Raw genomic sequence first — 26,817 nt, 5'->3', positions numbered from 1 at the left:
GCCGATTTGTAAAGATGCGGTAAAAATGCGCAGGCGCTAGAATGACGACCCCTTCGCCTGAGTCTTGGCGCTTTCTGATGCCTTTTCAAAATGTCTCGATCGCGGGACTGGCGCACATTGATGCGCCGCATACGCTGACCTCAAAGGAAATCAACGAGCGGCTCCAGCCCACGCTGGAACGCCTGGGCATTCGTGCCGACGTGCTTGGCGATATCGCCGGCATCCATGCGCGCCGCCTTTGGGACCAGGGTACGCAGGCCTCGGACGTCGCCACGCTGGCTGGCCGCAAGGCGCTGGAAGATGCCGGTATCACCGCCGACATGGTGGGCCTGTTGATCAACACCTCGGTCAGCCGTGATTACCTGGAACCGTCCACCGCTTCGATCGTGTCCGGCAACCTCGGCATCGGCGAAGACTGTGTCACCTTCGACATCGCCAACGCCTGCCTTGCCTTCATCAATGGCATGGACATGGCGGCGCTGATGTTGGAGCGCGGCGACATCGACTATGCGTTGATCGTTGACGGCGAAACCTCCAACCTGGTCTATGAAAAGACCCTGGAGCGCATGATGTCCCCGGACATCACCGCCCAGCAGATGCGTGACGAAGTCGCCGCGCTGACCACCGGTTCCGGTGCGGCGGCAATGGTGATGGCGCGCTCTGAGCTGGTGCCGGACGCCCCGCGCTACAAGGGCGGCGTGACCCGTGCGGCCAACCAGTGGAACAAGCTGTGCGTGGGCAACCTGGACCGCATGGTCACCGACACCCGCATGCTGCTGATCGAAGGCATCAAGCTGGCCACCAAGACCTTTGAAGCCACGCGCGTCGCGCTGGGCTGGGCAGTGGAGGAAATCGACCAGTTCGTGATCCACCAGGTCAGCCAGCCGCACACCAATGCCTTCATCAAGGCCTTCGGCATCGACCCGAAGAAGGTGATGACCATCTTTGGCGAGCACGGCAACATCGGCCCGGCCTCGGTACCGATCGTGCTGAGCAAGCTGCGTCAGCTGGGCAAGCTCAAGAAGGGCGACCGTGTCGCGTTGATGGGTATTGGCTCGGGCTTGAACTGCACGATGGCCGAGGTGGTCTGGTAACCAGGCCGTGGCCTGACGGCTTCGCTTCCGCAGGAGGCGCAATTGTCAGTTCGCAGGTTTTTCCCTTCTCCCCTTGCGGGAGAAGGTGCCCGAAGGGCGGAAGAGGGGAAGCGTGCGCAGCACGCAAGCGCCGGGAGTTGGAGCAGTTGTTCAGGCTCCTCCACTCCGGCCAACCCTCTCCCCAACCCCTCTCCCGGCGGGAGAGGGGCTCAGCAGCCGCAGGTGCGACCCGATGAACAAACTCCCCGGTTACCCCAGCAAGACCCACCGTTTCGAAGTCCGCCCCGGTTTGTCGATGAATTACATCGATGAAGGCCCGCGCGATGGCGAGGTGGTGGTGATGCTGCACGGCAATCCATCGTGGAGCTATCTGTGGCGGCACCTGGTCAACGGCCTCAGCGACAAGTACCGCTGCATCGTGCCGGACCATATCGGCATGGGCCTGTCCGACAAGCCCGATGACAGCCGCTACGAATACACCCTGCAGTCGCGGGTGGATGATCTGGACGTGCTGCTCAAGCACCTGGGCATCACCGGCCCGGTGACCCTGGCCGTGCACGACTGGGGCGGCATGATCGGCTTCGGTTGGGCCTTGTCGCACCACGAGCAGGTCAAGCGCCTGGTGATCACCAATACCGCCTCCTTCCCGCTGCCGCCGGAAAAGCCGATGCCCTGGCAGATCGCCATGGGTCGGCACTGGAAGCTGGGCGAGTGGTTCATCCGTACCTTCAATGCATTCTCGTCTGGTGCCTCGTGGCTGGGCGTGAGCCGACGCATGCCGGCCGATGTGCGCCGCGCCTATGTGTCGCCGTACAACAATTGGGCCAACCGCATTTCCACCATCCGCTTCATGCAGGACATCCCGCTGTCGCCGGCCGACAAGGCCTGGTCGCTGCTGGAGCGCGCGGCGCAAGCGCTGCCATCGTTCGCCGATCGCCCGGTGTACATCGCCTGGGGTCTGCGTGATATCTGCTTCGACCATCACTTCCTGGCCGGCTTCCGCAAGGCGCTGCCGCAGGCTCAAGTGACGGAGTTCGAAGATGCCAACCACTATGTGTTGGAAGACAAGCACGAAGTCATCGTGCCGGCAGTACGCGCGTTCCTGGAGCGCAACCCGCTGGGGTGAGCCGGGGCTGGTGGGAGCGCGGGCACTTGTAGGAGCGGCGTAAGCCGCGAAGCAAGGGATACATCCGCTACGGCTACCTCTGCATCCTGCACGCCGCTGCCTGGCGTTTCGCGCAAACCGCGCGCGATGATTGATTTCTCGCGGACTGAAGCATTGCCAACTTCGCGGCTGACGCCGCTCCCACAAAGAGCTGAGTGCGCGCGAGGCCAGCTTCTGCCCCCTCCCTTGCGCCGAAGGCGGAGGGGATGGTTGGGGAGGGGTAAGCTTTTGTGGCCCTTCCCATTGCCCCAGCCTCGCGGCTTACGCCGCTCCCACAAACACCCTGCGCGCGCGCGATGCCTGCTTCTGCCCCCTCCCATGCGCCGAAGGCGGAGGGGAGGGTTGGGGAGGGGGGAGCTTTTGTGGCCCTTCCCATTGCCCCAGCCTCGTGGCTTACGCCGCTCCTACAGACACGCGAGGGTGTGCGAAGCTCTGTGTTTCTTTGCACAGGGAGTGAAGCATGGATTTCGACAGCCTGGACCGTCAGCTGCGTGACAGCGCGCAGGACCTTGCCTTGAGCAACGAAGAGCGCTCCGCGCTACGCGAGCTCGGTGCGGAGCTTGCGCCCGACCGCCTGCGCTTCCTGCGCAATCGCGCCTTCGATATCGCCCGCGAGCAGGTTGCTGCCAATCCGGCTGAAGCCCTGCCGATGCTGAAGTGGGTTGAACAGGTGGTGCGCACCCTGGACGTCAACGCCGGCCCGGTCGAAACCTTGACCAGTACCTATTTCTCGCCGGGTGACGCCTGCATGCAACGCCTGCGCGCGCTCTGCGCCAGCGCCAGACAGACCTTGGATATCTGCGTGTTCACCATCTCCGATGACCGCCTCAGCGGGGTCATCCTGGACGCGCACAAGCGCGGCGTGGTGGTGCGCATCATCAGTGACAACGACAAGGTCTACGACGACGGCAACGATGTTCGCCGTTTGAACGAGAGCGGCATTCCGGTGCGGGTGGACCACAGCGAATACCACATGCACCACAAGTTCGCGCTGTTCGATGGCAAGCAGCTGGCCAATGGCAGCTTCAACTGGACGCGCACTGCCACCGAGCACAACGATGAGAACCTGGTGGTCAGCAATGACCGCAATCTGGTGCGCAGCTTCGCGCAGCAGTTCGAGGTGCTGTGGGGGCGGTACAAGGCGCTTTGAGGCTACGCAGTGGCGGTGTCGTCGAGGTCACTCCCGCCCTTGCCGGAGTGACTATTCCAAATCCTCAAGCCGCAATCGGCGTATTCGGTGGCGAGGACGGGCTGTTGCCGTTGTCGTCCGGATGGTCGTCATCATTGTCGGCACCATCGCGCCAGCGCCAGTCGGCCAGGGTCAGTGCCGGCATGCCATGGGCGATGCGCGCGCGGTCGCACTGCGAGCTGGCCTTGCCGTATTCCCAGGAAGCGTCCACCTCGCGGCACACGCTGGGCCGGTTCGGGTGGATGGTGCAGCGGGAGTACACGCCGATTTCCGAGTCCAGAGCCACGCAGCGGATCGGGTCCGAATAGGTGCCCTGCATGCACAGCCGGTGCGGGTCCAGGCGCTGGGTCAGCTGGTGGGGCACGCCGCCTTCGGTGACTTCGTCCGATTCCATCCAATGGAAGGCAACGCGGTATTGGGTGCAGCAGGCGCCGCAGGTCAGGCAGGGATGGGGCATGGGATACCGGCCTTGGCGGCAGGAATAGGACAAAAGGAAGGTGCGGAATTTTCCACGGAGACGGGCTGCGCGCAAGATTTTTCTGCATTGGCGACAATAGGAAGATGAACGAAACCTGCAATATCGCTGCGCGCCTGCCCGATCTGGCACGTGAGAGACCCGACCAGATCGCCATCCGTTGCCCCGGCAAGCCTGGCGCCAATGGCATGGCCGCCTATGACGTGACCTTGGATTACCGCACGCTGGACGCCCGCAGCGACGCCATTGCCGCCGGTTTGGCGGCCAACGGCATCGGCCGTGGGGTGCGTGCGGTGGTGATGGTGCGGCCGGGGCCGGAGTTCTTCCTGCTGATGTTCGCCCTGTTCAAGATCGGCGCGGTGCCGGTGTTGGTCGACCCGGGCATTGATAAGCGCGCGCTGAAGCAGTGCCTGGACGAGGCGCAGTCGCAGGCCTTCATCGGTATCCCCTTGGCGCAATTTGCGCGGGTGCTGCTGGGCTGGGCGAGAGCGGCCAGGGTCAAGGTCACCGTCGGCCGGCGCTGGGGCTGGGGCGGCATCACGCTGGCCAAGATCGAGGCCGATGGCGCCGGTGCGGGCAGCCAACTGGCCGCGACCGCTCCCGATGATGTGGCCGCGATCCTGTTCACCAGCGGCTCCACCGGCGTGCCCAAGGGCGTGGTCTACCGCCACCGCCATTTCGTCGGCCAGGTGGAACTGCTGCGCACTGCCTTCGGCATGCAGCCCGGTGGCATCGACCTGCCGACCTTCCCACCGTTCGCCCTGTTCGACCCGGCGCTGGGCCTGACCTCGGTGATCCCGGACATGGACCCGACCCGGCCGGGTAGCGCGGATCCGCGCAAGCTGCACGACGCCATCGCCCGTTTCGGCGTGACCCAGCTGTTTGGTTCGCCGGCCCTGATGCGGGTACTGGCCGAGCACGGCCAGCCGCTGCCAACGGTGACCCGCGCAACCTCGGCTGGCGCACCTGTGCCGCCGGAGATCGTGTCGAAGATACGTTCGCTGATGCCGGAAAACGGTCAGTTCTGGACGCCGTATGGCGCCACCGAATGCCTGCCGGTCGCGGTGATTGAAGGCCGTGAACTGGTTGATACGCGTGAGGCCACCGAGGCCGGCGCGGGCACCTGCGTGGGCCGCGTGGTCGCGCCGAATGAGGTGCGCATCATTGCCATAACCGACGAGCCCATCGCTGACTGGAATGGCGTGCGTGAGCTGCCGGCTGGTGAGGTGGGTGAGATCACCGTGGTTGGGCCAACCACCACCGACAGCTATTTCAACCGACCACAGGCGACGGCGGCAGCCAAGATCCGTGAAGTACTGGCCGATGGCGGCGAGCGCATCGTGCATCGCATGGGCGATGTGGGTTGGTTCGATGCCGAAGGACGCCTGTGGTTCTGTGGGCGCAAGACCCATCGCGTCGAGACGGCGGCAGGGCCGCTGTATACCGAGCAGGTGGAGCCGGTATTCAACACCGTAGCTGGTGTGCGGCGCACGGCCTTGGTGGGTGTTGGTGCCTTGGGTCAGCAGGTGCCGGTGCTGTGTTACGAGTTGTTGCCTGACCAGCATTTCCAGCAGGTTGAGGGTCGGTTGCGAGCGCTGGCATTGCAGCAACCGCAGCTGGGCGGAATCAAACACTTCCTGCGTCACCCGGGCTTCCCGGTGGATATCCGCCACAACGCCAAGATCGGGCGCGAGAAGCTGGCGATGTGGGCGCAGGCGCAGTTGGGGTGATGCAGCGGTGGCTGGGGTGAGGGATTGAAGCGGAAGGCTCGGAACAGAAGGAGTGCCTCTGCTTTTTGTCGGTAACGCCCCTGCCGAGCATGGCTCGGCACTACAGCCCTTCGGGGCAAACCAACTTGACTGCCACTACTGCGATACTGACGGACAAATCTCAATGCTTCCGACCCCGCCCGTCGGCGCGGAAGCCCAGCAGCAGAGCGATCAAACGAATGAAGATTCTGGTTACCGGTGGTGGTGGTTTTCTCGGTCAGGCGCTATGCCGTGGCCTGGTCGAACGCGGCCATCAGGTACTGAGCTTCAATCGCGGGCATTACCCGTCCCTGCAGGAGATCGGCGTCGGCCAGATCCGCGGTGACCTGGCCGATGCCAATGCCGTGCACCATGCCGCCGCCGGTGTCGATGCCATCTTCCACAACGCCGCAAAGGCCGGTGCCTGGGGCAGCTACGACAGCTACTTCCAGGCCAATGTGGTCGGCACCCGCAATGTGCTTGCCGCCTGCAAGGCGCATGACATCCGCCGCTTGGTCTACACCTCAACACCCAGCGTCACCCACCGCGCCACCCATCCGGTTGAAGGTCTGGGGGCAGATGAAGTGCCTTACGGCGAGGACTTCCAGGCGCCGTATGCCGCCACCAAGACCATCGCCGAACAGGAAGTGCTGGCCGCCAATGGCGCCGATCTGGCAACCATTGCCTTGCGCCCGCGCTTGATCTGGGGCCCGGGCGATAACCAGCTGGTGCCGCGCCTGGCCGAACGCGCCCGCGCCGGCCGTTTGCGTTTTGTCGGCGATGGCAGCAACAAGGTCGACACCACCTTCATCGACAACGCCGCGCAGGCGCACTTCGATGCCTTCGACCATCTGGTGGTGGGGGCGGCCTGCGCTGGCAAGGCCTACTTCATCTCCAACGGCGAACCGCTGCCGATGCGCGAACTGCTCAATCGCCTGCTCGCCGCTGTTGGTGCGCCGGCAGTAGAGAAGTCGATCTCGTTCAAGACCGCGTACCGCATCGGCTCGGTCTGCGAAAAGCTGTGGCCGCTGCTGCGCTTGTCCGGCGAGCCGCCGATGACACGTTTCCTGGCCGAGCAGCTGTGTACGCCGCATTGGTATTCAATGGAACCGGCGCGTCGCGACTTCGGCTACGAGCCCAAGGTCTCCGTCGAGGAGGGCCTGCGCCGATTGGCCGCCGCTTCCTGAATGGACAGCGTCGTCATCATGCGACGCTAACGCTCCCATCACTGTCTGACCACCGGCGATTGCCGAGGATGGAACCCTGATTCCAACCGAGGACCCAGCCCATGCTGCATTACGCCGTCGTTTTCTTCGTCATCGCCATCATTGCAGCCGTGCTCGGCTTCAGTGGCATTGCCGGTGCGGCAAGCAATATCGCGTGGATCCTGTTCGTCGTCTTCCTGATCCTTGCGGTGGTGTCGATGTTCCGCAAGAAAGGCTGATTCTTCCTGACGCCAGAAACAGAACGGCCCGCATCCTCGTCGAGGGTGCGGGCCGTGTCGTTTCAGCACGTTTGATCAGGCCGAAGTGCTGATCGAACTGCGCAGGTTCTTGTCTGCAGCGTGACGCTCAAGCGCCAGCTCGATCAGGCGCGTTATCAGCGCGGTATAGCCCAGCCCGCTTGCGCCCCACAGCTTTGGATACATGCTGATCTTGGTGAAGCCAGGCAGGGTGTTCAGTTCGTTGATGACGACCTCACCGGCCTCGGTGAGGAACACGTCCACGCGCGCCATGCCGATGCAGTCCAGCGCCTGATAGGCGCGCACGGCGATCTCGCGGATGCGCTGCTGCGCATCGGCGGCGATATCGGCCGGAATCACCGTCTCCGCGCCGCTGGCGCTGATGTACTTGGTGTCATAGGCGTAGAAGTCGTCATGCACCACCACTTCGCCGCAGACGCTGGCTTCGGGCACGTCATTGCCGAGCACCGCGCATTCGATCTCGCGGCCGACAATCGCTGATTCCACCAGAACCTTGTGGTCGAACGACAGCGCCAATGCCATCGCGGTGGCGAACTCTTCGGCATTGCGCACCTTGCTCACGCCGACCGAGGAACCCTGGTTGGCCGGCTTGACGAACAGCGGCAGGCCGAGCTGTGCGACCAGTGCAGCGTAGTCGGCGCGTGCAGCAGTGACATGGTTGAAGCAGGCAAACGGCGCCACCGCCAGGCCGGCATCGCGCAGCAGGCGCTTGGCCATGTCCTTGTCCATCGCCGCGGCTGCACCAAGTACGCCGGGGCCGGCGAAGGGCAGGTTCAAGGTACGCAGCAGGCCCTGCAGGGTGCCGTCTTCGCCGAGGGTGCCGTGCACGATCGGGAACACCACGTCCAGCTGCGGCACCTCGCGGCCATCGGCAGCCAGCAGCTGGCCGCGCTCGGCGCCGGGCAGTACCGACAGCACCGGGCCGGAGGTATCCAGCGCGATGCGCTTGGGGTCATCGGCATTGAGCAGGAAGCCGGCCGCATCACACAGGTGCCACAGGCCCTGCTTGTCCACGCCGATCAGGCTGACGTCGAAACGTTCCTTGTCCAGCGCATCGAAGATGTTCTTCGCCGACTGCAGCGAGACCTCGTGCTCGGCCGAACGACCGCCGAAAATGATGCCAACCCGGGTCTTGCCCATTGCCTGTGTGCTCCTGACGCTGTGTTTGGTGGTGTCTGCATAGCATGAACTCAAACGCCGCGATTCGGGAATAGGGATTGGCGCTTGCTTTCAAGCCGGAATGGGCGACCAGGGATTGGCAATGTACTGATCGCGGTGACCGGTTGGCGTGGCTTGTCGCCGAAAGCGCTGGTTCGCGCACGGAGCGCCGCTACATGAACAAATCCTGTGCTGGTGGGGCATCAGCTCCCCGCCGCCATCCAATCTCCGATCCCGCCCCTCCGGTAGAATGCCCGGCATGCCTGCATCCCCCTTCAAAATGATCAAGCCGCTGGCCGGCCGTGCGCTGGAAGTGGCCTTGAACCGCGCGCTGGCGCTGGACCCGGACACCCGCACCGCGCTGGCTTCGCTGGATGGCCAACGCATCGCCCTGACCCTGGAATCGCCATCGCTGGCGATGCAGATCGGTGTCGCCGGCGAACGCCTGACCGTTGGCCCGGTGGACCCGTCGCTGGAGCCGGACCTGGCGGTGCGCAGCACGCTGGGTGGGGTGCTGGCGCAGCTTCCCTTCCTGGCCAATGCACGGCGTGGCAACAGTGCGCCTGCTGGGCGGGTCAAGGTGTCCGGCGATGCCGAGCTGGCGCGCCGCCTGCAGCAGCTGGCCACCCGTTTTGATCCGGATTGGCAGCAACCTTTTGTCAAAGCCTTTGGCGAGATCCTCGGCGTGCAGATCGCGCAGACCCTGCGTGCAGCCTTGCTGCAGGCCAGGCGCAGCGCCAAGGATCTGGCCGAGACCGCCGCCGAATACGTTACCGAGGAGTCACGTGATGTCGTTGCCCGTGCCGAGCTGGATGCCTTCCATGATGATGTGGACGTGATCCGCGATGACGTCGAACGCATGGCCGCGCGCATCGCGCGCCTGCGTCAGCGCGCCGGGGGTGCCGCATGAAGCTGCTCCGCGCCATGTTCCGTGCCAGCCGCATCGGCCGGGTGATCCTGCGTTACCGCCTGGATGACCTGCTGGATGACACCCCGGTCGAACGTTGGCTGAGCGTTGCCAAGCCGTTCGTGCCGCGCGCCAGTGCCGATATCGCCTCGCAGTCGCGCGGTGCGCGCCTGCGCCTGGCGCTGCAGGAGCTGGGCCCGATCTTCGTCAAGTTCGGGCAGATCCTGTCCACCCGCCGCGATCTGGTGCCGCCGGACGTCGCCGCCGAGCTGACTCTGTTGCAGGACCGGGTCAAGCCGTTCGACGGCGAGCATGCGCTGCAGATCGTCGAGCAGGCGCTGGGCCTGCCGATCACCGAAGCCTTTGCCAGTTTTGACACCACGCCGCTGGCCTCGGCCTCGATCGCGCAGGTACATGCGGCGACCTTGGATGATGGCCGCCAGGTCGTGGTCAAGGTGCTGCGCCCGGATATCGAAAAGCAGATTGCCGGTGACATCGCCCTGCTCAAGTCGCTGGCTGCATTGGTCGAGCGCACCCACCCGCGGGCCGACAAGATCCGCCCGCGCGAAGTGGTGGCCGAGATCGAAACCACTTTGGCGGCAGAGTTGGACCTGCAGCGCGAAGGCGCCAACGCCAGCGTGCTGCGCCGCTTCTGGGAAAACTCGGACGACCTGTACGTTCCGGAAGTGATCTGGAGCCACACCGCCGAGCGCGCGCTGACCCTGGAGCGCGTCTGGGGCATTCCGTCCGACGACATCGCCGCGCTGGACAAGGCTGGCATCGACCGCAAGGCGCTGGCCGCCAAGGGCGTGCGCGTGTTCTACACGCAGGTGTTCCGCGACAATTTCTTCCACGCCGATGCGCATGCCGGCAACATCTGGGTCGATATCGATCCGGCGCGCCGTGACAACCCGCGCTTCATCGCGCTGGACTTCGGCATCATGGGCCAGCTCTCCGAAGAGGATCAGTTCTATCTGGCCGAAAACTTCATGGCCATCTTCAACCGCGATTACCGCCGCATTGCCGAGCTGCACCTGCAGGCGCAGTGGATGCCGAATACGGTACGCATCGACGAACTGGAAGCCGCCGTGCGCGCGGTCTGCGAGCCGTACTTCACCCGGCCGCTGTCGCAGATCTCGCTGGCCGAAGTGCTGATGAAGCTGTTCCGCACCGCCCAGCGCTACCAGCTGACCCTGCAGCCGCAGCTGATCCTGCTGCAGAAAACGCTGTTGAACATCGAAGGCGTCGGCCGCCAGCTCGACCCCAACCTGGACATCTGGGAAGTGGCCAAGCCGGTGCTGGAGCGCATCCTGCGCGAGCGCTACAGCCCGCGCCGCGCGCTGAAGGAACTGCGCAAGCGCCTGCCGGAAATCATGACCCAGGCCCCGGACATGCCGGCGCTGCTGCACAGCTGGCTGCGCCAGCAGGTGGAAGGCAAGCATGAGCTGGCGATGCGCTCGCAGGACATCGTCAACCTCGAAGGCACGCTGCAGCGCATGCAGCGGCGCGTGGTGACCGCCGTTGCTGGTGCCGGTTTGATGGTGGTATCGGCGTTGTTGTACGGACTGGAAGCGGGCGGCCCACAGTTCGCTTCGGTTCCGCTGTGGTCGTGGGTGACCGGCGTGGTTGGTTCGATTGCGGTGGCTTCGGCGTGGTTGCGCCGATGAGTGATGTTGTTGATGACGCAGTGGAAGTGCCGGTTGTTTTTGAACCGCTGCCGCTGTTGTACGAAGACCAGTGGTTGGCGGTGGTCAACAAGCCTGCGGGCTTGATGGTTCACGACAGCAAGCTGGCGCGTGGCGAAGATGATTTCCTCGCTGACCGTCTGCGTGAGCAGCTGGGTAAGCCCATTTTCCTGATTCATCGTCTGGACCGTGCCACCAGCGGCTGCCTGCTATTGGCCTTCGATCGCGAAAGCGCCAGCGTGCTGGGCAAGACGCTGATGGGCGGCGACGTGGAGAAGGATTACCTCGCGGTGTGTCGCGGCTGGCCGGCGGAGGATGCGTTCACCGTCGATCACGATCTGGATGGCGGCCCCGGCAAGCCGGTCAAGAAGCAGGCCATCACCCACTTCCAGAAACTGCTGGAAGGCGAGTTGCCGATTCCCTCGACGGGCTTCCCGACCTCGCGTTATGCGTTGTTGCGTTGCCAGCCACAGACCGGCCGTTTTCGACAGATCCGCCGGCATCTCAAGCACATGTTCCATCACATGATCGGCGACACCAGCCACGGCGACGGGCGGCACAACCGCACGTTCCGCATGCAGGGCGTACACCGCATGCTGCTGCACGCCGAACGCCTGGCCTTCCCGCACCCGCAGGACGGCCACCGCGTCGAAGTACGTGCTCCACTGGACCGCGAGTTCCAGAAAGCGATGGACCTGTTCAACTGGAAGCTACCAGCCTGAAGGTAGTGCCGAGCCATGCTCGGCAGCAGCCTCACCTGTAGTGCCGAGCCATGCTCGGCAGGGGCTTTCCAGAAGGTCCATCAGCTCCTGTAGGAGCGGCATAAGCCGCGAAGCCCACAAACCATCAGATCGCTGGAATGCGGGTGATTGCAACATTGCCAGCTTCGCGGCTGATGCCGCTCCCACAAAAACCCGAGCGCACCCCGCAGTTGTAGTGCCGAGCCATGCTCGGCAGGGGCTTTCCAGAAGGTCCATCAGCTCCTGTAGGAGCGGCATAAGCCGCGAAGCCCACAAACCATCAGATCGCTGGAATGTGGGTGATTGCAACATTGCCAGCTTCGCGGCTGATGCCGCTCCCACAAAAACCAGAGCGCACCCCGCAGTTGTAGTGCCGAGCCATGCTCGGCAGAGGCTTTCCAGAAGGTCCATCAGCTCCTGTAGGAGCGGCATAAGCCGCGAAGCCCACAAACCATCAGATTGCAGAGATGTCGGTGATTCCGATATTGCCAGCTTCGCGGCTTACGCCGCTCCCACAAAAAAAGCTGGGGCGGCTTCACCGGTAACGCCCCTTGCCGAGCATGGCTCGGCACTACAGCTGGGCGCTTATTTGACTTCGCTGTTGATCTTTTCCAGGTCCTTCTGCAGCTCGGCCATCAGCGGGGTCATCTTCTGCTGGATGGCGACCATCAGGTTCTGCATCAGTGCCGGGGTCTTGTCGAGCAGGCTCTGGCCGGCCGGGCTCTCGTAGAACTCGGCCATCGCCAGTACGTCCTCCTTCGAGAACGACTGCTTGTACAGGTCCACATACATCGGCCGCATCTGCGACCAGGCCAGCGCCTGCCGCAGGGTCTGCGAGGTGCGTTGCTGGATGCGTTGCAATCCCGCCTTCTGTTCGGGCGTCAGTGACTGCTTCTGGGCGATTTCGGCGAACTGCTGCGCCTGCATCGCTTCCATCTGCGGCAGCATCGCGTCGAGCATGTTCTGGGCGCGGGACGCCGCCAGCAGGCGGTTGACGTCGGCATCGGTGGCGGGCGCGGCCCAGGCCGGGACGATGCTGGCCAACATCAAGCTGGCAGCCACCAGCAAACGGCTGCAACGGGAACGGAAGTAGTGGTGGCGCTGCATGGGTCGTCCTTGCGGTGGGTAGGCCCTGAGCATAACCGGCGCACTGCCAGGCCCGAAGTCAGTTGCTTGGGGTGGAACTGCAGGCGTCCGGCGCTGCCAGATCTCACTCGCTCGCACTGCAAGTCTTTGTTTTAATGAAATATTTACGCCTTATGGCGCATCGCTAACATAACTAGATGAATAAAGCATTACAGGATGCGAATAAAATAGAGACACAGTTCACGGTTTTGTCTATGCTTTGATCCGATGCTGTACTCAGGGGGGAGTACACGGATTCGCAATCCGTGTACCCGTAACAGTAGGAAATGCGATGGACAGTCTGACCGAGGGACCGACAGTTCTGGTCGTAGCCAGTGGGGTGGCGATTTTTACGTTGCTGCTGGCCAGCGTGCTGTTGGCGATAATTGTGTTCCTGCGCATACGTGCGCAACGCCGCGATCGACGTGATCAGCAGGCCCGGCAATATTGGGTCGAGGTATTGCAGCGCGAGCTTGCCGGTGAAACCGTGCCGGTGAAGCAACTGCAGCGCGACGAGGTCATTGGTTTCATCGAGGCCTGGAACGCGCTCTGCGAAACCCTGCCCGATGCATCGGTGCGACGATTGGCCTCGTTGGGTCATCGGGTCGGCCTGGCCGAGGCGTCGCAGCGCATGCTGCGCGGCAGCTACCACGACCGCGCCATGACCATCATCGCGCTCGGCCATCTGCGTGATCGTCATCTCTACGATCAACTGGTCAAATTCCTCGACGATCGCAGCCCCATCGTCTCGCTCTGCGCGGCGCGTGCGTTGGCGCAGGTGGATCCACCGCGTGCCATGTCGGCGTTCGTGCCGATGATCGCCGAACGCGAGGATTGGGTGCCGGGCAGCGTTGCGCGGATCCTGGCCGAGAACGTGGATGGCAGCGCCGCACGCGAGATCAGCAATGCCTTGCTGCGCGCCAATGCCGACTCCACCGTCAAGCTGGTGCGGTTCCTGGCCGACATCGATCCGCAACGTGCGGCGGTAGTGGTGCGGCAATTGCTCGACGGCCACGTCGACGACCACATCATCTCGGTCTGCCTGCAGCTGATAAACGACCGCCAGGACCGTGAGCGCGTGATCGGCTTCCTCAGTGCTTCACGCTGGCACGTGCGCATGCACGCTGCCGCTGCGCTTGGCCGCATCGGCAGCAATGGCGACAGGGTGCGTTTGGAAGCCTTGCTGTCCGACAGTGTCTGGTGGGTGCGCTATCGCACCGCGCAGGCCTTGCTGGTGCTGCCCGGCATGGGCGCCGAAGCATTGCGCGAAATCCAGACCCGCCACGCCGATACCTATGGCCGCGACATCATCGAACAGGTGCTGTCCGAGCATGCACTGAGGAGTGCGACATGAGCACCTATTGGCAGATGCTTGTGAGTTACGTGCAGCAGATCCCCTGGGTCCAGATCGCCGACTCGATGCAATGGTTCTTCATGATCTATTTCGTCGCGATCAACTTGGCCTATCTGTTCCTGAACTACGTCTCGGCCTACCAGATCGTGCGCTACATGCGCGAGTACCGGGCCAACTACCTGCCGGCCGGGCTGCGCGACTACCAGCCGCCGGTGAGCATCATCCTGCCCGCCTACAACGAGGAAACCTCGGTGGTTTCCTCGGTGCGCTCGCTGCTGAAGACCAGCTATCCCGAGTTCGAGATCGTGGTGGTCAACGATGGTTCCAGCGACCGCACCCGCGATGCCTTGATCGAGGCGTTCGGCCTGGTCAAGGTGCCCGAGGCCTATCGCACGCGCCTGCAGACCGAGCCGGTGCATGGCGTCTACGCATCGGCACGTTGCCCGCAGGTGCGCATGGTCGACAAGGCCAATGGCGGCAAGGCCGATGCGATCAACGCCGGCATCAACTGTGTGCGCTACCCGCTGTTCTGCGTGGTCGATGCCGACAGCATCCTGCAGCCGGAGAGTCTGTCGCGGGTGGTACGGCCGTTCCTGGAAGACAGCCGCGTGGTTGCCAGCGGCGGCGTGGTGCGCGTGCTCAATGGCTGCACCGTGCGCGACGGCATGCTCGACAAGATCGGCCTGCCGAACAGCTGGTTGCCCAGCTTCCAGTTGGTCGAGTACCTGCGCGCCTTCCTGTTCGGGCGCATGGGCTGGTCGCCAATGAACGCGCTGCTGATCATTTCCGGTGCCTTCGGTGTGTTCTACAAGGAGCGGGTGATCGCCATTGGCGGCTACCGCACCGACACCGTCGGCGAGGACATGGATCTGGTGATCCGCCTGCACCGCAACCTGCGCGAAGAGAAACGCGACTACCGCATCGTGTTCGTGCCCGATCCGGTGTGCTGGACCGAAGCACCGACCGATCTGGGTTCACTGCGCAACCAGCGCATGCGCTGGCAGCGCGGCCTGGCCGAAAGCCTGTGGACCAATATCGGCATGCTGTTCAACCGCCGCAGTGGTGCTGCAGGTTGGGTTGCTTTCCCGTTCATGCTGTTCTTCGAGTTCCTCGGCCCGATCATCGAGGTGGTGGGCTATGTCTCGATGATCGTGCTGGCGCTGTGCGGGCTGGTGCAGCTGGACGTGTTCCTGATCTTCCTCGCCGCCGCAGTCGGCATGGGCATCCTGCTCTCGGTCAACGCAATGCTGCTGGAAGAACTCTCCTTCGGCCTGTACTCGCGTCCAACGCAGCAGCTGCGGTTGTTCCTGGTCGCGATCCTGGAGAACTTCGGCTACCGGCAGTTGAACTCCATCTGGCGCTTCTCCGCCACGCTGCGCTGGATGTTCACCCGCCGCAAGCGGCATAGCTGGGGACGCATCAGCCGCGATGGCTCGTGGCAGCAAGGCAACAAGGAAGACGTGCCGATGGCGGTGGCAGTGTCGTCGGTCATCAGCGAATCGAGTATCAACAAATGATTTCCAGGAACCGCTCCATGACCCAGCACCTCTCCGCCCGCGTTTCCCGTCACGTGCTGGCGCGCTGCCTGCTGTTGGCACTGTCCGCCACGCCGTTGCTGGCGCTTGCGCAGGAAGCGCCCGATAGCCTGACTCTGCAACTGCAGCAGATCCGCGAGCAGTCCGACGCCAACAACCGCGCCGCTACCATCGCACGCTACACCGCGCTGCTGAGCGAGCATCCCGACAATGGCGACGTGCTGCTGGCACGTGGCCGCACCTATGCCTGGGATGGCCAGTACGCTGCCGCCGAGGCCGATCTGCAGCAGGTAGTGAAGAACAGCCCGACCTATGCCGACGCCTGGTCGGCGCTGGGCGATATGTACCGCTGGAGCGATCGCCCACAGCAGGCCGCCGATGCCTATTCGCGCTGGATAGAACTGGCGCCGCAGGATCCGACGGCACGCATCGCGCGTGGCCGCGAGCTGCGTGCGCTTGGGCAGATTGCCGCGGCACGTGCCGACTTCGACGCTGCCGCCGGTCTTGGCGCCGATCCCAAGGAAATCGCCGAGCTGCGCCTGAGCCTGCTGCCGCGCATGGCCAACCCCGATGCGGTGGCCGCCGATGGCTACCGCTGGGGCGCGAGCGTGGGTTGGGACCACACCCGCTTCAGTGGTGACCGCGATAGCTGGAACGACAACGACCTGACCCTGCGCCGCTACTTCCCGCGCGGTTCGCTGGGGCTGGAGCTGCTGCGCGCCGACCACTTCAACACCTCCGACACCGCCTGGGCGCTGGATGGCTACGTGCCGTTGTGGACGCGCGCCTACGCCAACCTGCGTTACCAGCACGGTCCGTCCAGTGGCGTGCTGCCCAAGCAGGCTTGGCGCGTGGAAGTGTTCCAGGGCGTGGGCAATGGCTGGGAACTATCGGCCAGCGTCGACCATCTGCGCTTCTCCGATGACACCGAGTTCTATGGCGTTGGTGTTGGCCGCTACGTTGGCAACTGGTATGGCCGCTACAAGCTGCAGCACGTACCGGGTGTCGGCTCGGGCAGTTGGAGCCACCGCGTGCTGCTGCGCAATTACTACAAGGGCGACGCCGACGACTATCTGGAAGTCAGCGTCAGCAGTGGCCGCAGCACCGACCTCGACCGCTTCGGCAGCGTGGTGCGCGACAACAATGCGGCCATCGGCGTCGCCTGGCGGCATCAGCTCAGCCCGCACTGGGGCTTCAAGCTGGGTGCCGGTTATGCCGACGACGATGCTGGCTTTGATGAGCAGCGCCTGTCCGGCTCGATCTATACGCGCTGGTAACGGAGCAGCTGACGATGATCTCCACGCATGACGGCGGCGCCTGGGCGCGCTTTTCTTCGGCTTTCCCGGTGTTGCTGCTTGCGCAGCTGGTGCTGGTCGCGATGGCGGTGAGCAACGGCATTGCAGGTGCAGGGGGTGGCATGCAGACCGGCGCGGTTGCCGGGATTGCCAGCGCGCAGGCGCTGCTGATGCTGCTGCGTGCGGTTCCGTTGCTGATCCTGTTGTCGCTGCCCTTGCTGATGATCAAACGCGCGATGCCGCGCTTCATCGCGCTTGGTGTGCTGTGGTCGCTGTTCATCGTGGTGCAGGTCTTGCTGGACCAGTACTTCCAGGTAGCACATGTGCCGCTGGGTGCAGACCTGTTCGGCTACAGCGTGGCTGAGATCCGCACCACGCTGGCCGATGGCGCGCCGCTTGGAATGCGCGCCGTGCTGGCGATGGCTCTGCCGTTGCTGGTGCTGTGGGCCGGCCTGCTGTGGCTGGCACGACGCGATGCGCGCGGCTCCACGGTGTGGAGCACGGTCTGGCTGGTGGCTGCCGGTATTGCCTGGATCCTGCCGCTGCCCAGCGGTGCGGTCGCGCTGAAGGATGTCGCCTCGCGCGACCTGGCCTGCAACAAGCTGGCTTGGTTCAGCGGTGATGTGTGGCGCTGGTTCAAGGGTGAGTCGGATGTGGCAGTGGTGCCGAGCGCGATTGCCAGCACCGAGGCGCCGTTGGATCCCAACTTCCCGTTCCTGCGCCAGGAGCAGACGCCGGACACATTGGGCCCGAACTTCGCGCCGACCAGTGATGGCCGGCCGCCGAACGTGGTGCTGATCGTGGTTGAAGGACTGGGCCGCTCGTTCTCCGGTCCGCAGGCATCGTTGGGCAGTTTCACCCCCTTCCTTGATGAGCTGGCCGGGCGCAGCCTGTACTTCGACAACTTCCTCGCCAACCAGGGCCGCACCTTCGGGGTGCTGCCGACCCTGATTGGTTCGGCACCGTTCGCCGACGAAGGCTTCACCGGTCTCGGCGATCGCATGCCGGCACATCCCGGCTTGTTCAGTGTGCTGAGCCAGCAAGGCTATAACACCGCCTTCTACAACGGCACTGACACCAGCTTCGACAACGAGCGCGCCTACATGCAGGGCCAGCAGGTGCAGACGCTGGTCGACATGAACAATTTCGGTGAGGGTTATCAACGTAATCCCTTCAGTGCCTGGGGCTACCCGGACAAGGAGCTGATTTCGCGGGTGCTGGCCGACAATGACAGCGTGCAGTCACCGTTCCTGACCGCGATCCAGACCATCTCGATGCACACCAGCTACGAGTTCCCGGACCAGGACGTGTACCGCAAGCAGTTCGAGCAGCGCCTGCAGCAGTTGCAGGTGCCAGAGGCCGAGCGTGCGAGCTACCGCGCCAGTACCGACATCTACAGCACCATCCTGTACACCGACGAGCAGCTGCGCCGCTACTTCGCCTCGGTGGAGAAGACCCCGTGGTATGCCAACACCATCTTCGTCATCACTGGCGACCATCGCCTGCCGGAGATCCCGATGGGCGAGCATGTGGACCGTTACCACGTGCCCTTGATCGTGTTCTCGCCGCTGCTGAAGCAGCCAAAGCGCATCCGCGCGGTGTCCTCGCAATTGGATGTGACGCCATCGTTGATGGCCTTGCTGTCCAATACCTATGGGCTGAAACGGCCGGCGCAGACTGCGTGGCTAGGCACCGGCCTGGACATGGCCGAGAGCTTCCGCAGCAACCAGCAATTCCCCTTGAAACAGACCAAGACCAGCGCGCCGGAATACCTGGCCGGGCATTGGTGGCTGCATGACGGCAAGTTGTACGAATTGCAGGACGGTATGCATCTGGCCGAGACCGACGATGTCAGCGTGCGCGCCTGGGCCACGCAGCGCCTGCAGCGCTACACCCAGGCCAATGCGATTTTCATGCAGAAGAACGCACTGACGCCGGAAGGTGCGACGCCGAAGCTGGTCGCGTATACCGCACCGGCAGCCGCTGCCGACGTGGTTGCTGCACCGGTGGCGCATGGGTTGTCGTTGGCCTCGGCCGAAGTTGCGACCGTTGCCAGTGGGGTGCAGCTGACCGCGGTCTTCAGCAGTGGCGATCCAAAGCCAAGCCGCTTGTTCGTGCCACTGGCCGTGCTGTCCAGCGAGGATGGCCGCGAGTTGCAGGAAGTGTATGGGCAGGCAATGCAGCTGCCGCCGCGCGGTAGCCAGCAGGTGCAGCTGCAGCTGCGCCTGCCGCAGGATTGCGGTGGCCGTTGCTACGTATCGGTGTTCCCGTCCGATCCGGACAGCGGCAAGGCGATCGGGCAGGGCCGTTACCACCTGCCGGTGGATGCTGCGGCAGGCGTGGAGAAGTCGCAATGAGCCGGAGCTTGAGCCTCGGTTTGTTGGCTGTGTTGTGCTTGTTGCCGACGATGCATGCGGCGGCAGCCAGTCGCGCGATCTGGACCTGGGAAGCCGAGTCGTACGCGATGATCGAGGATCCGGCGGTCGCCGATGAGGCGGTGGCGTATCTCAAGTCGCAGCGCATCGACACCGTGTACCTGTATGCCGATGCTTACAAGGACCGCAACCTCATCGTCGAGCAGCCGCAGCTGTACCGCGCCTTCATCGAGCGCCTGCATGGCAAGAACATGAAGGTCTACGCCTTGCTGGGTTCCTGGTACCTGAGCACGCAGAAGTACGTGTTGCCGGCGCACCGCAAGGAGGCCGAGGCGATGTTCCGCCGGGTGGTGGACTACAACGCCTCGGTGCCGGAAGCGGCGCGTTTTGACGGCGCGAATCTGGACATCGAGCCGCATATCCTCGACGAGTGGGACGACGACACGCGTGCGGACCTGCTGATTGGTTTCCTCGACATGAGCGCGGGGGTGATGCGCATCAAGCAGGAGAGCGGCGCGACCCTGGCGGTTGGCCCGGCAATTCCGTTCTGGCTGGACGGCATCGAGGTGGACTGGAATGGCCGCCATCGTCCGGTCAGCGAGCACACCATCAACATCTACGACTACGTGGCCTTGATGGACTACCGCGACAAGGCCGAGGGCCGGGACAGCATCCTGTCGCATGCGGCCAGCGAGATCGCCTATGCCAATGAAGTTGGCAAGAAGGTGGTGATAGGGCTGGAGGTCTCGTCCAACGACATCGACAAGGTCACCTTCCATGAAGAAGGGCCGAAGGTATTCGAACAGGAAGTGCGCAAGGTGGAACGTGCGCTGCGTAACGAGCCCTCGTTTGATGGTTTCGCGATCCATCACTACCGCGCCTACCGGCGTTGGGCTGGGCAGTACTGGGAGTGATGAATGGAACCCTCCCTCGCGCAGGCTGTGCTCCCTCCCTTTTGCGTAGCAAAGGGGAGGGTTGGGGAGGGGTGCTTGTAAAGCCCCAGCCGCCCAGCAAAACCCAACCCACAAGCCGCTGTTGTCAGAACCAGCGCAGGCACGCAAAGTCAGGCGCGAAAGGCACCCCTCCCCAACCCTCCCCTGCGCTACGCGCAAGGGAGGGGGCAGATGGTTGCGCGCCCGCAGAGGTAGCGAGTGCACGCTTCGCCCCCTCCCTTTTGCGCAGCAAAGGGGAGGGCTGGGGAGGGGTGCTCTTGCTTGAGCTCCCTCCCTTTTGCGTAGCAAAGGGGAGGGTTGGGGAGGGGTGCTTGTAAAGCCCCAGCCGCCCAGCAAAAACCAGCCCGCAAGCCGCTGTAGCCAGAACCAGCGCAGGCACGCAACGTCAGTCGCGAAAGGCACCCCTCCCCAACCCTCCCCTGCGCTGCGCGCAAGGGAGGGGGCAACAGCCCTTACAATGCGCCGATGGCGACGGAGCAGATTGAAATCTCGGAACGATTGGCGATACCGGAAACGGAGATCGTCGAGCGCTTCGTGCGCGCGTCCGGCGCGGGCGGGCAGAACGTCAACAAGGTCTCCACCGCGGTGGAACTGCGTTTTGATATCGCCGGCTCGCCGTCCCTGCCCGAACCACTGCGCGAGCGCCTGCTCGCCCGCCGCGACCGCCGGGTGACCAGCGAAGGCGTGCTGGTAATCGATGCGCAGCGCTTCCGCACCCAGGACCGCAACCGCCAGGATGCACGCGAACGTCTTGCCAGTTTCATCCAGGCCAGCCTGAGCGTGCCCAAGCCACGGGTGGCTACCAAGCCCTCGTATGGCTCCAAGCTGCGCAGGCTGGATCAGAAAAAAGAACGCGCGCAGGTCAAGCGCGGCCGTTCAACACGTAATTGGGAGTAATGCTTGAGCAGCACGCCACCGACCGTTCCGGTTGTTCCAGCCGCCGTCCCGCAGCGCAAAGGCGCCGCCTTCAGCCGTTGGCTTGGGCGCAGCGTGCTGCGCCTGGGTGGCTGGCATATCCGTGGACCGATTCCCGATCTGGCCAAGGCGGTGGTGATCGCCGCGCCGCATTCGTCCAACTGGGATGGCCTGTGGGGACTGGCGGCAAAGATGGCGCTGGGCCTTGAAGCGCGCATCCTCGGCAAGGACAAGCTGTTCTGGTGGCCGCTGAGCCTGGTGCTGCGGCGGATGGGCGTGGTGCCGCTGGACCGCAGTTCGCCGCAGGGCACGGTGGGCCAGGCGGTGGCGATGATCCGTGACAGCGAGCAGATCTGGTACGCGCTGGCGCCGGAAGGCACGCGCAAGCAGGTGACTGAATGGAAGGGCGGTTTCCTCAAAATCGCGCGCATGGCCGATGTACCGGTCATTCCGGCCTATTTCCATTACCCGGAAAAGGTCATCGGCTTCGGCCCTGTGTTCCACACCAGCGGCGACGATGTGGCCGACATGGCCGCGATCCGCCAGTGGTACCGGCAGTGGCAGGGCAAAAACCACAGCTCCAGCTGAGCGCCCAGCCGACAGATCCGGCGCTGGCCGGCGCCACCATCGGCACATGCCGCTCACAGGGGAACGGAGTAGGGTGATGGGCTGTTCGAAGCCCGTTCCCAAGGAGCCGTTTCATGTCGCGTACCGTTGTTCTGGCCGCCGCCATCAGCCTTGCGCTGGCCGCCTGTTCTGGCAAGGAGTCCACTGCCCCCGTGACCGCCAATGCACCTGCGGAGGCCGCCAAGCCGGGCGATGCCTCCACCAATCCGTTCATGACTGTCAGCTCGCTGCCGTTCCAGGCGCCGGCCTTCGACAAGATCAAGGACAGCGACTACCTGCCGGCCTTCGAGGAAGGCATGCGCCAGCAGCTGGCGGAGATCAAGCAGATCACCGACAACACCCAGCCGGCCACCTTCGACAACACCTTGCTGCCGATGGAGAAGTCCGGTGCCATCCTGGACCGCGTCAGCCGCGTGTTCTTCAGCGTGGTGCAGGCCGATACCAACCCGGAGCGGCAGAAGATCCAGGAAGACGTGGTGCCCAAGCTGGCCGCGCATGGTGATGCCATTCACCTCGATGCCAAGCTGTTCGCACGCATCAAGAGCATCTATGACGGCCGCGCCGAAGCCGGCCTGGACGCCGAGCAGCTGCGCGTGGTCGAGGAAACCTACAAGGGCTTCGTCAAGGCCGGTGCCGAGCTCAGCGATACCGACAAGGAAACGCTGAAGCAGTACAACGCCGAAGAAGCCACCCTGTCCAACGACTTCCACAACAAGCTGGTCGCGGCCACCGCCGCCGGTGCGGTGGTCATCGATGACAAGGCGCAGCTGGCCGGCCTGTCCGATGGCGACATCGCTGCCGCCGAAGACGCTGCCAAGGGCCGCAAGCTGGACGGCAAGTGGGTGCTGAGCCTGCAGAACACCACCCAGCAGCCGGCACTCGGCTCGCTGCAGGACCGCGACGTGCGCGCCAAGGTGCTGCAGGCCTCGGAAACCCGTACCGAGCACGGCGATGCCAACGACACCCGCGCCATCATCCAGCGCCTGGCCCAGCTGCGTGCGGCCAAGGCCAAGCTGCTCGGCTTCCCGAACTACGCCGCCTACAACCTGACCGACCAGATGGCGCAGACGCCGGCCAACGCGCTCAAGCTGCTGACCGACACCGTGCCGGCGGCCACCGCCAAGGCACGCGGCGAGCTGGCCGAGATCCAGAAGGTCATCGACGCGCAGAAGGGCGGCTTCAAGGCTGCGGCATCGGATTGGGACTTCTACGCCGAGCAGGTGCGCAAGGCCAAGTACGACCTGGACGAGTCGCAGATCAAGCCCTACTTCGAACTGGACAACGTGCTGCAGAACGGCGTCTTCTACGCCGCCAACCAGCTCTACGGCCTGACCTTCAAGGAGCGCAAGGACCTGCCGGTGTATCACCCGGACGTGCGCGTGTTTGAAGTCACCGACGCCAACGGCCAGCCGCTGGCGCTGTTCTACGCCGACTTCTTCAAGCGCGACAGCAAGTCCGGTGGCGCCTGGATGGACGTGTTCGTCGAGCAGGACGGCCTGACCGGCACCAAGCCGGTGGTCTACAACGTCAGCAACTTCACCAAGCCTGCCGCCGGCCAGCCCGCGCTGCTGAGCTGGGACGACGTGACCACCATGTTCCACGAGTTCGGCCATGCGCTGCACGGCATGTTCTCCAACACCAAGTACCCGAGCGTGGCCGGCACCGGCGTGCCGCGTGACTTCGTCGAGTTCCCGTCACAGTTCAACGAGCACTGGGCTTCGGACCCGAAGGTGTTCGCCAACTACGCCAAGCACTACCAGACCAAGGCAGCGATGCCGCAGGAGCTGGTCGACAAGATCGCCAAGGCCAAGACCTTCAACCAGGGCTATATGACCACCGAATACCTGTCGGCGGCACTGCTCGACCTGGCCTGGCATACGCAGGGCGCTGACGCACCGCTGCAGGACGTGGACAAGTTCGAGGCCGATGCGCTGAAGCGCTACAAGGTGGATCTGGCGCAGGTGCCGCCGCGTTACCGCAGCAGCTACTTCGACCACATCTGGGGTGGCGGTTATTCGGCCGGTTACTACGCCTACTTCTGGGCGGAGATGATCGACCATGACGCCTTCGAGTGGTTCAAGGAGAACGGCGGCCTGACCCGTGAGAACGGCCAGGTGTTCCGCGACAAGATCCTGTCGATCGGCAATACGCGTGATCTGGCGACGGCCTACCGCGACTTCCGCGGCAAGGACCCGAGCGTCGAGCCGCTGCTGCACAACCGCGGTTTGAAGTAAGCGGGCTTGAAACAAGCGCTCGCACTTGTGAGCGTGTGAAACGACGAACGGCAGGGGAAACCCTGCCGTTCGTGTTTGTGCGCGTATTGTGCGGCAGGCCGCAGCGCGCTGGTGTTACTCGCAACGCACCTTGGTGATGACGTTGTTGGCATCGGTGTAGACGCGCAGGCGGTCCTGGCGGATATCGCGGGAAACAATCGTGGTCGGGCTGATCGGATTGACCAGGCCTGCACCGCTCTCGGTCTTCAGGCGACGCACGGTGGCTTCGTCATTCACCGTGCCCACCGCCCATTGCAGCGAGGCGTCGCTGCAGCGGCCGAAGTTGGGATCATCGGAAACCGGCGGTGCACTCAGGCAGCCGCTCAAGGCGATGCTCAACAGGCCACCAACCAACAAGGGGCGGAGGAAGGCAGCGGTGTGATGTGGTGTGATTTGAGGCATGGGGCAGTTCCTCCGTTCGAATATGCGCTGAGCATAGCAGCGGCCAATTGTCTGGTTGCGGTTTTTCAGGACTGCCAACCAAGTCGCGATAGGACAATGAATGGCTGTTAGGATCATTCCGATTGCATCTCTGATCTGATCCAGCAAAGGAAGCTAACCCCATGAAATCAGCCAAGCGATCCATCATTGCCGCCTGTGCCACCGTACTTTTCGGTATGGCGGGTGTGCAGACCGAGGCCGATGCCTGCACCCGTTTTGTGTACCACGGTGCTGGCAATGAAATCTTCACTGGCCGTTCGATGGACTACAAGATCGATACCGGTACCCATCTGTGGATGTTCCCGCGTGGCATGCAGCGCAGCGGCGAGACCGGCCCGGACACGCTGAAGTGGACCTCGCGCTACGGCAGCGTCATTGCCAGCGCTTACGATATTTCCACCACCGACGGCATGAACGAAGCCGGCCTGGTCGCCAACCTGCTGTGGCTGGCCGAGTCCGAATACCCCGAGCGCAACAGCAGCAAGCCCGGCCTGGCCATCTCGGTGTGGACGCAGTACATGCTCGACAACTTCGCCACCGTCGAGGAAGCGGTGAAGGTCCTGAGCGCCGAGCCCTTCACCCTGGTCAGCGATGCAGCGCCCGGCGAGCAGCGCCTGGCCACCTTGCACCTGTCCATCTCCGACGCCAGTGGCGACAGCGCCATCATCGAGTACATCAAGGGCAAGCAGGTCATCCATCACAGCCGCGACTACAAGGTGATGACCAACTCGCCGATCTTCGAAGAGCAGCTGGCACTGGAAACCTACTGGCGGCAGATCGGCGGCACGGTGATGTTGCCGGGCACCAACCGTGCTTCGGACCGCTTCGCGCGCGCTGCCTTCTATATCGACGCCATTCCCAAGTCGACCGACCCGGTGGAATCCACCGCCAGCGTGTTCGGCGTGATCCGCAATGTATCGGTGCCGTACGGCATCACCACCCCGGACCAGCCGAATATTTCCTCGACGCGCTGGCGCACGGTGTCGGACCAGTCGCGCATGCGTTATTACTTCGAATCCGCGCTGGCACCCAATGTGTTCTGGGTGGATCTGAAGAAGATTGATTTCAGCGAGCGTGGCAAGGTGAAGCGTTTGGACCTTGGCAACCAGCAGCGCACCATCTACTCGGGTGAAGCCAACGCCCAGTTCAAGGACGCCAAGCCCTTCCGTTTCCTGGGCGTATAAGGCGAGCAATCGGCGTGCCCGTGCAAGCGGGCACGCATCATATGGAGCTTCAATGAAAACCCGATTCACCCGCAACTACCTGTGCCTGCTGCTGGCAATGGGCGGCATGCCGCTCGCGCACGCACAGAGCAACGACAACGACGACAGCTGGCGCTTCCAGGCCACCCCTTATGTGTGGATGAGCGGCATGGAAGGGCAGGTGAGGCCGTTCCGCAGCGCCCCGATGGCGGACGTGCACAAGTCCTTCTCCGAGTTGATGGACAACCTCGACGCTGCAGCCTTCGTCACCGGCACCGCGCGCCGTGGCAACTTCGTGCTGCAGGCCGATTTCACCCATGCATCCACTTCCGATTCGACGCCGCTGCCGATTGGCGTGGCAGCGAACGTGAAAGTGAAGCAGACCTCGGCAACGGTGACTGCGGGTTATGCCTGGTTGGCGAACGAACGTACCGGCATCGATCTGCTGGCCGGTGCGCGTTATTGGGACATCAACGCTGCGGTGAATGTGCCCGGCCTGGTGTCGGCGCGTTCGGATTCCACCTTCGTCGACCCGATTGCCGGCGTGCGCTGGCGGCAGACGCTGAGCCCGCGCTGGAGCAGCATTGCCTATGTGGATGTGGGCGGTTTCGGTGTGGGTTCGGATTCGACCTGGCAGCTGTTGGCGTTGGCCAACTACCAGGCAACGGACAACGTGTTCGTATCGATGGGCTACCGCCACCAGAGCCTGGATTACCGCGACAAGGGCAAGCGCCTGGACGTGTCCCTGTCCGGCCCGATGTTGGGCGTGACCTACCGCTTCGGCGCAGGGCTGTAGCTTGGCTCCCTCCCTTGCACGAAGTGCAGGGGAGGGCTGGGGAGGGGGGCTCTAAGCAGCAGCCTCAAAAGCCCAAAGCAAAACCAACCCCCTCCCAACCTCCCCCTTGGCTACGCCAAAGGGGAGGGGCAAAGCTTTAGTCCCCTCCCTTTGGCCGAAGGCCAAGGGGAGGGCTAGGGAGGGGTAGCTTTTGACCGTGTAGAGGCGCCGCCCGCGACGCGGGTGGCGTTCCCGGGAAACCACAGCCCACGCGGGGGCCGCGCGGAACCCGGAGCGCCCCCC

23 protein-coding genes are annotated in these 26,817 nt (G+C 63.9%); 19 read left to right on the top strand and 4 right to left on the bottom strand.

Features of this window, described 5'->3' with window-relative positions:
- The first annotated feature begins 77 nt into the window (after positions 1–77).
- From ACVOLV_RS06055 to ACVOLV_RS06045, 3 genes are all read left to right on the top strand, one after another.
- The gene (locus tag ACVOLV_RS06055) at positions 78–1,094 is read left to right on the top strand and encodes a 3-oxoacyl-ACP synthase III (protein ID WP_481545938.1); all 1,017 of its coding nucleotides are present in this window, start codon (positions 78–80) and stop codon (positions 1,092–1,094) included.
- 232 nt (positions 1,095–1,326) lie between these two features.
- Entirely contained in the window at positions 1,327–2,220 is an 894-nt protein-coding gene (locus tag ACVOLV_RS06050) for an alpha/beta fold hydrolase (protein ID WP_481553606.1), read from the top strand.
- A 499-nt stretch (positions 2,221–2,719) separates the two neighbouring features.
- Positions 2,720–3,409: a phospholipase D-like domain-containing protein gene (locus tag ACVOLV_RS06045; RefSeq protein WP_481553605.1), complete on the top strand. Its 690-nt coding sequence runs from the start codon at positions 2,720–2,722 to the stop codon at positions 3,407–3,409.
- A gap of 64 nt (positions 3,410–3,473) precedes the next feature.
- Here ACVOLV_RS06045 and ACVOLV_RS06040 read toward each other — a convergent pair whose 3' ends face one another.
- Positions 3,474–3,905 carry a YkgJ family cysteine cluster protein gene (locus ACVOLV_RS06040; RefSeq protein WP_481512410.1) on the bottom strand — a complete coding sequence of 144 codons (432 nt, stop codon included), beginning with the start codon at positions 3,903–3,905 and terminating at the stop codon, positions 3,474–3,476.
- 104 nt (positions 3,906–4,009) lie between these two features.
- On the opposite strand from ACVOLV_RS06040, the gene oleC reads away from it, so the two are divergent.
- The 3 genes from oleC (at position 4,010) to ACVOLV_RS06025 (ending at position 7,115) form a co-directional block, all read left to right on the top strand.
- The gene (gene oleC / locus ACVOLV_RS06035) at positions 4,010–5,653 is read left to right on the top strand and encodes an olefin beta-lactone synthetase (protein WP_481553604.1); all 1,644 of its coding nucleotides are present in this window, start codon (positions 4,010–4,012) and stop codon (positions 5,651–5,653) included.
- A gap of 218 nt (positions 5,654–5,871) precedes the next feature.
- Positions 5,872–6,858: a 2-alkyl-3-oxoalkanoate reductase gene (gene oleD, locus ACVOLV_RS06030; RefSeq protein ID WP_481553603.1), complete on the top strand. Its 987-nt coding sequence runs from the start codon at positions 5,872–5,874 to the stop codon at positions 6,856–6,858.
- 101 nt (positions 6,859–6,959) lie between these two features.
- Positions 6,960–7,115, top strand: a complete 156-nt coding sequence (locus tag ACVOLV_RS06025; protein ID WP_282269396.1) for a DUF1328 domain-containing protein — start codon at positions 6,960–6,962, stop codon at positions 7,113–7,115.
- 75 nt (positions 7,116–7,190) lie between these two features.
- Here the strand turns inward: ACVOLV_RS06025 and ddlA are convergent, their stop codons facing one another.
- Positions 7,191–8,294, bottom strand: coding sequence for a D-alanine--D-alanine ligase (gene ddlA / locus ACVOLV_RS06020; RefSeq protein ID WP_481553602.1), 1,104 nt, complete (start codon positions 8,292–8,294; stop codon positions 7,191–7,193).
- A 277-nt stretch (positions 8,295–8,571) separates the two neighbouring features.
- Between ddlA and ACVOLV_RS06015 the strand changes: the two genes are divergently transcribed.
- From ACVOLV_RS06015 to ACVOLV_RS06005, 3 genes are read left to right on the top strand one after another with little or no spacing between them, the layout of a single operon-like run.
- A complete protein-coding gene (locus tag ACVOLV_RS06015) occupies positions 8,572–9,222 on the top strand; it encodes a ubiquinone biosynthesis accessory factor UbiJ (protein ID WP_481515874.1) in 651 nt (216 codons plus the stop codon).
- Positions 9,219–10,886 (top strand): ubiquinone biosynthesis regulatory protein kinase UbiB, encoded by a 1,668-nt coding sequence (ubiB, locus tag ACVOLV_RS06010; protein ID WP_481553601.1) that lies wholly within the window; start codon positions 9,219–9,221, stop codon positions 10,884–10,886. Before ACVOLV_RS06015 ends, ubiB begins: the two co-directional genes overlap by 4 nt.
- The gene (locus ACVOLV_RS06005; RefSeq protein ID WP_481553600.1) at positions 10,883–11,626 is read left to right on the top strand and encodes a pseudouridine synthase; all 744 of its coding nucleotides are present in this window, start codon (positions 10,883–10,885) and stop codon (positions 11,624–11,626) included. The genes ubiB and ACVOLV_RS06005 overlap by 4 nt, the downstream gene beginning before the upstream one ends.
- Before the next feature lie 603 nt (positions 11,627–12,229).
- Here ACVOLV_RS06005 and ACVOLV_RS06000 read toward each other — a convergent pair.
- The gene (locus ACVOLV_RS06000; RefSeq protein ID WP_481553599.1) at positions 12,230–12,751 is read right to left on the bottom strand and encodes a DUF2059 domain-containing protein; all 522 of its coding nucleotides are present in this window, start codon (positions 12,749–12,751) and stop codon (positions 12,230–12,232) included.
- A gap of 310 nt (positions 12,752–13,061) precedes the next feature.
- On the opposite strand from ACVOLV_RS06000, the gene ACVOLV_RS05995 reads away from it, so the two are divergent.
- The 8 genes from ACVOLV_RS05995 (at position 13,062) to dcp (ending at position 24,057) form a co-directional block, all read left to right on the top strand.
- Positions 13,062–14,123: a HEAT repeat domain-containing protein gene (locus ACVOLV_RS05995; protein ID WP_481553598.1), complete on the top strand. Its 1,062-nt coding sequence runs from the start codon at positions 13,062–13,064 to the stop codon at positions 14,121–14,123.
- A complete protein-coding gene (locus tag ACVOLV_RS05990) occupies positions 14,120–15,640 on the top strand; it encodes a glycosyltransferase family 2 protein (RefSeq protein WP_481553597.1) in 1,521 nt (506 codons plus the stop codon). The genes ACVOLV_RS05995 and ACVOLV_RS05990 overlap by 4 nt, the downstream gene beginning before the upstream one ends.
- 17 nt (positions 15,641–15,657) lie before the next feature.
- A complete protein-coding gene (locus ACVOLV_RS05985; RefSeq protein WP_481553596.1) occupies positions 15,658–16,935 on the top strand; it encodes a YaiO family outer membrane beta-barrel protein in 1,278 nt (425 codons plus the stop codon).
- A gap of 14 nt (positions 16,936–16,949) precedes the next feature.
- Positions 16,950–19,310, top strand: coding sequence for an LTA synthase family protein (locus ACVOLV_RS05980; protein ID WP_481553595.1), 2,361 nt, complete (start codon positions 16,950–16,952; stop codon positions 19,308–19,310).
- Complete coding sequence (locus ACVOLV_RS05975; protein ID WP_481553594.1) at positions 19,307–20,242, top strand: hypothetical protein; 936 nt, start codon at positions 19,307–19,309, stop codon at positions 20,240–20,242. Before ACVOLV_RS05980 ends, ACVOLV_RS05975 begins: the two co-directional genes overlap by 4 nt.
- Positions 20,243–20,746: 504 nt before the next feature.
- The gene (gene arfB / locus ACVOLV_RS05970) at positions 20,747–21,178 is read left to right on the top strand and encodes an alternative ribosome rescue aminoacyl-tRNA hydrolase ArfB (protein WP_057630429.1); all 432 of its coding nucleotides are present in this window, start codon (positions 20,747–20,749) and stop codon (positions 21,176–21,178) included.
- Positions 21,179–21,181: 3 nt separating this feature from the next.
- On the top strand, positions 21,182–21,784 hold the full coding sequence (locus tag ACVOLV_RS05965; protein ID WP_481553593.1) for a lysophospholipid acyltransferase family protein: 603 nt from the start codon (positions 21,182–21,184) through the stop codon (positions 21,782–21,784).
- Between the two features lie 113 nt (positions 21,785–21,897).
- Positions 21,898–24,057: a peptidyl-dipeptidase Dcp gene (dcp, locus tag ACVOLV_RS05960; RefSeq protein WP_481553592.1), complete on the top strand. Its 2,160-nt coding sequence runs from the start codon at positions 21,898–21,900 to the stop codon at positions 24,055–24,057.
- A gap of 114 nt (positions 24,058–24,171) precedes the next feature.
- On the opposite strand, the gene ACVOLV_RS05955 is transcribed toward dcp, so the two are convergent.
- Complete coding sequence (locus ACVOLV_RS05955; RefSeq protein ID WP_481553591.1) at positions 24,172–24,498, bottom strand: hypothetical protein; 327 nt, start codon at positions 24,496–24,498, stop codon at positions 24,172–24,174.
- Positions 24,499–24,659: 161 nt separating this feature from the next.
- Between ACVOLV_RS05955 and ACVOLV_RS05950 the strand changes: the two genes are divergently transcribed.
- Both ACVOLV_RS05950 and ACVOLV_RS05945 read left to right on the top strand, forming a co-directional pair.
- Positions 24,660–25,721 carry a linear amide C-N hydrolase gene (locus ACVOLV_RS05950; RefSeq protein WP_481553590.1) on the top strand — a complete coding sequence of 354 codons (1,062 nt, stop codon included), beginning with the start codon at positions 24,660–24,662 and terminating at the stop codon, positions 25,719–25,721.
- Between the two features lie 52 nt (positions 25,722–25,773).
- On the top strand, positions 25,774–26,535 hold the full coding sequence (locus ACVOLV_RS05945) for a porin family protein (RefSeq protein ID WP_481553589.1): 762 nt from the start codon (positions 25,774–25,776) through the stop codon (positions 26,533–26,535).
- The last annotated feature ends 282 nt before the right edge of the window (positions 26,536–26,817 follow it).

It is taken from the genome of Stenotrophomonas sp. STEN023 (genome assembly GCF_056760135.1).
This window is presented reverse-complemented; position numbering and strand designations above follow the sequence as displayed.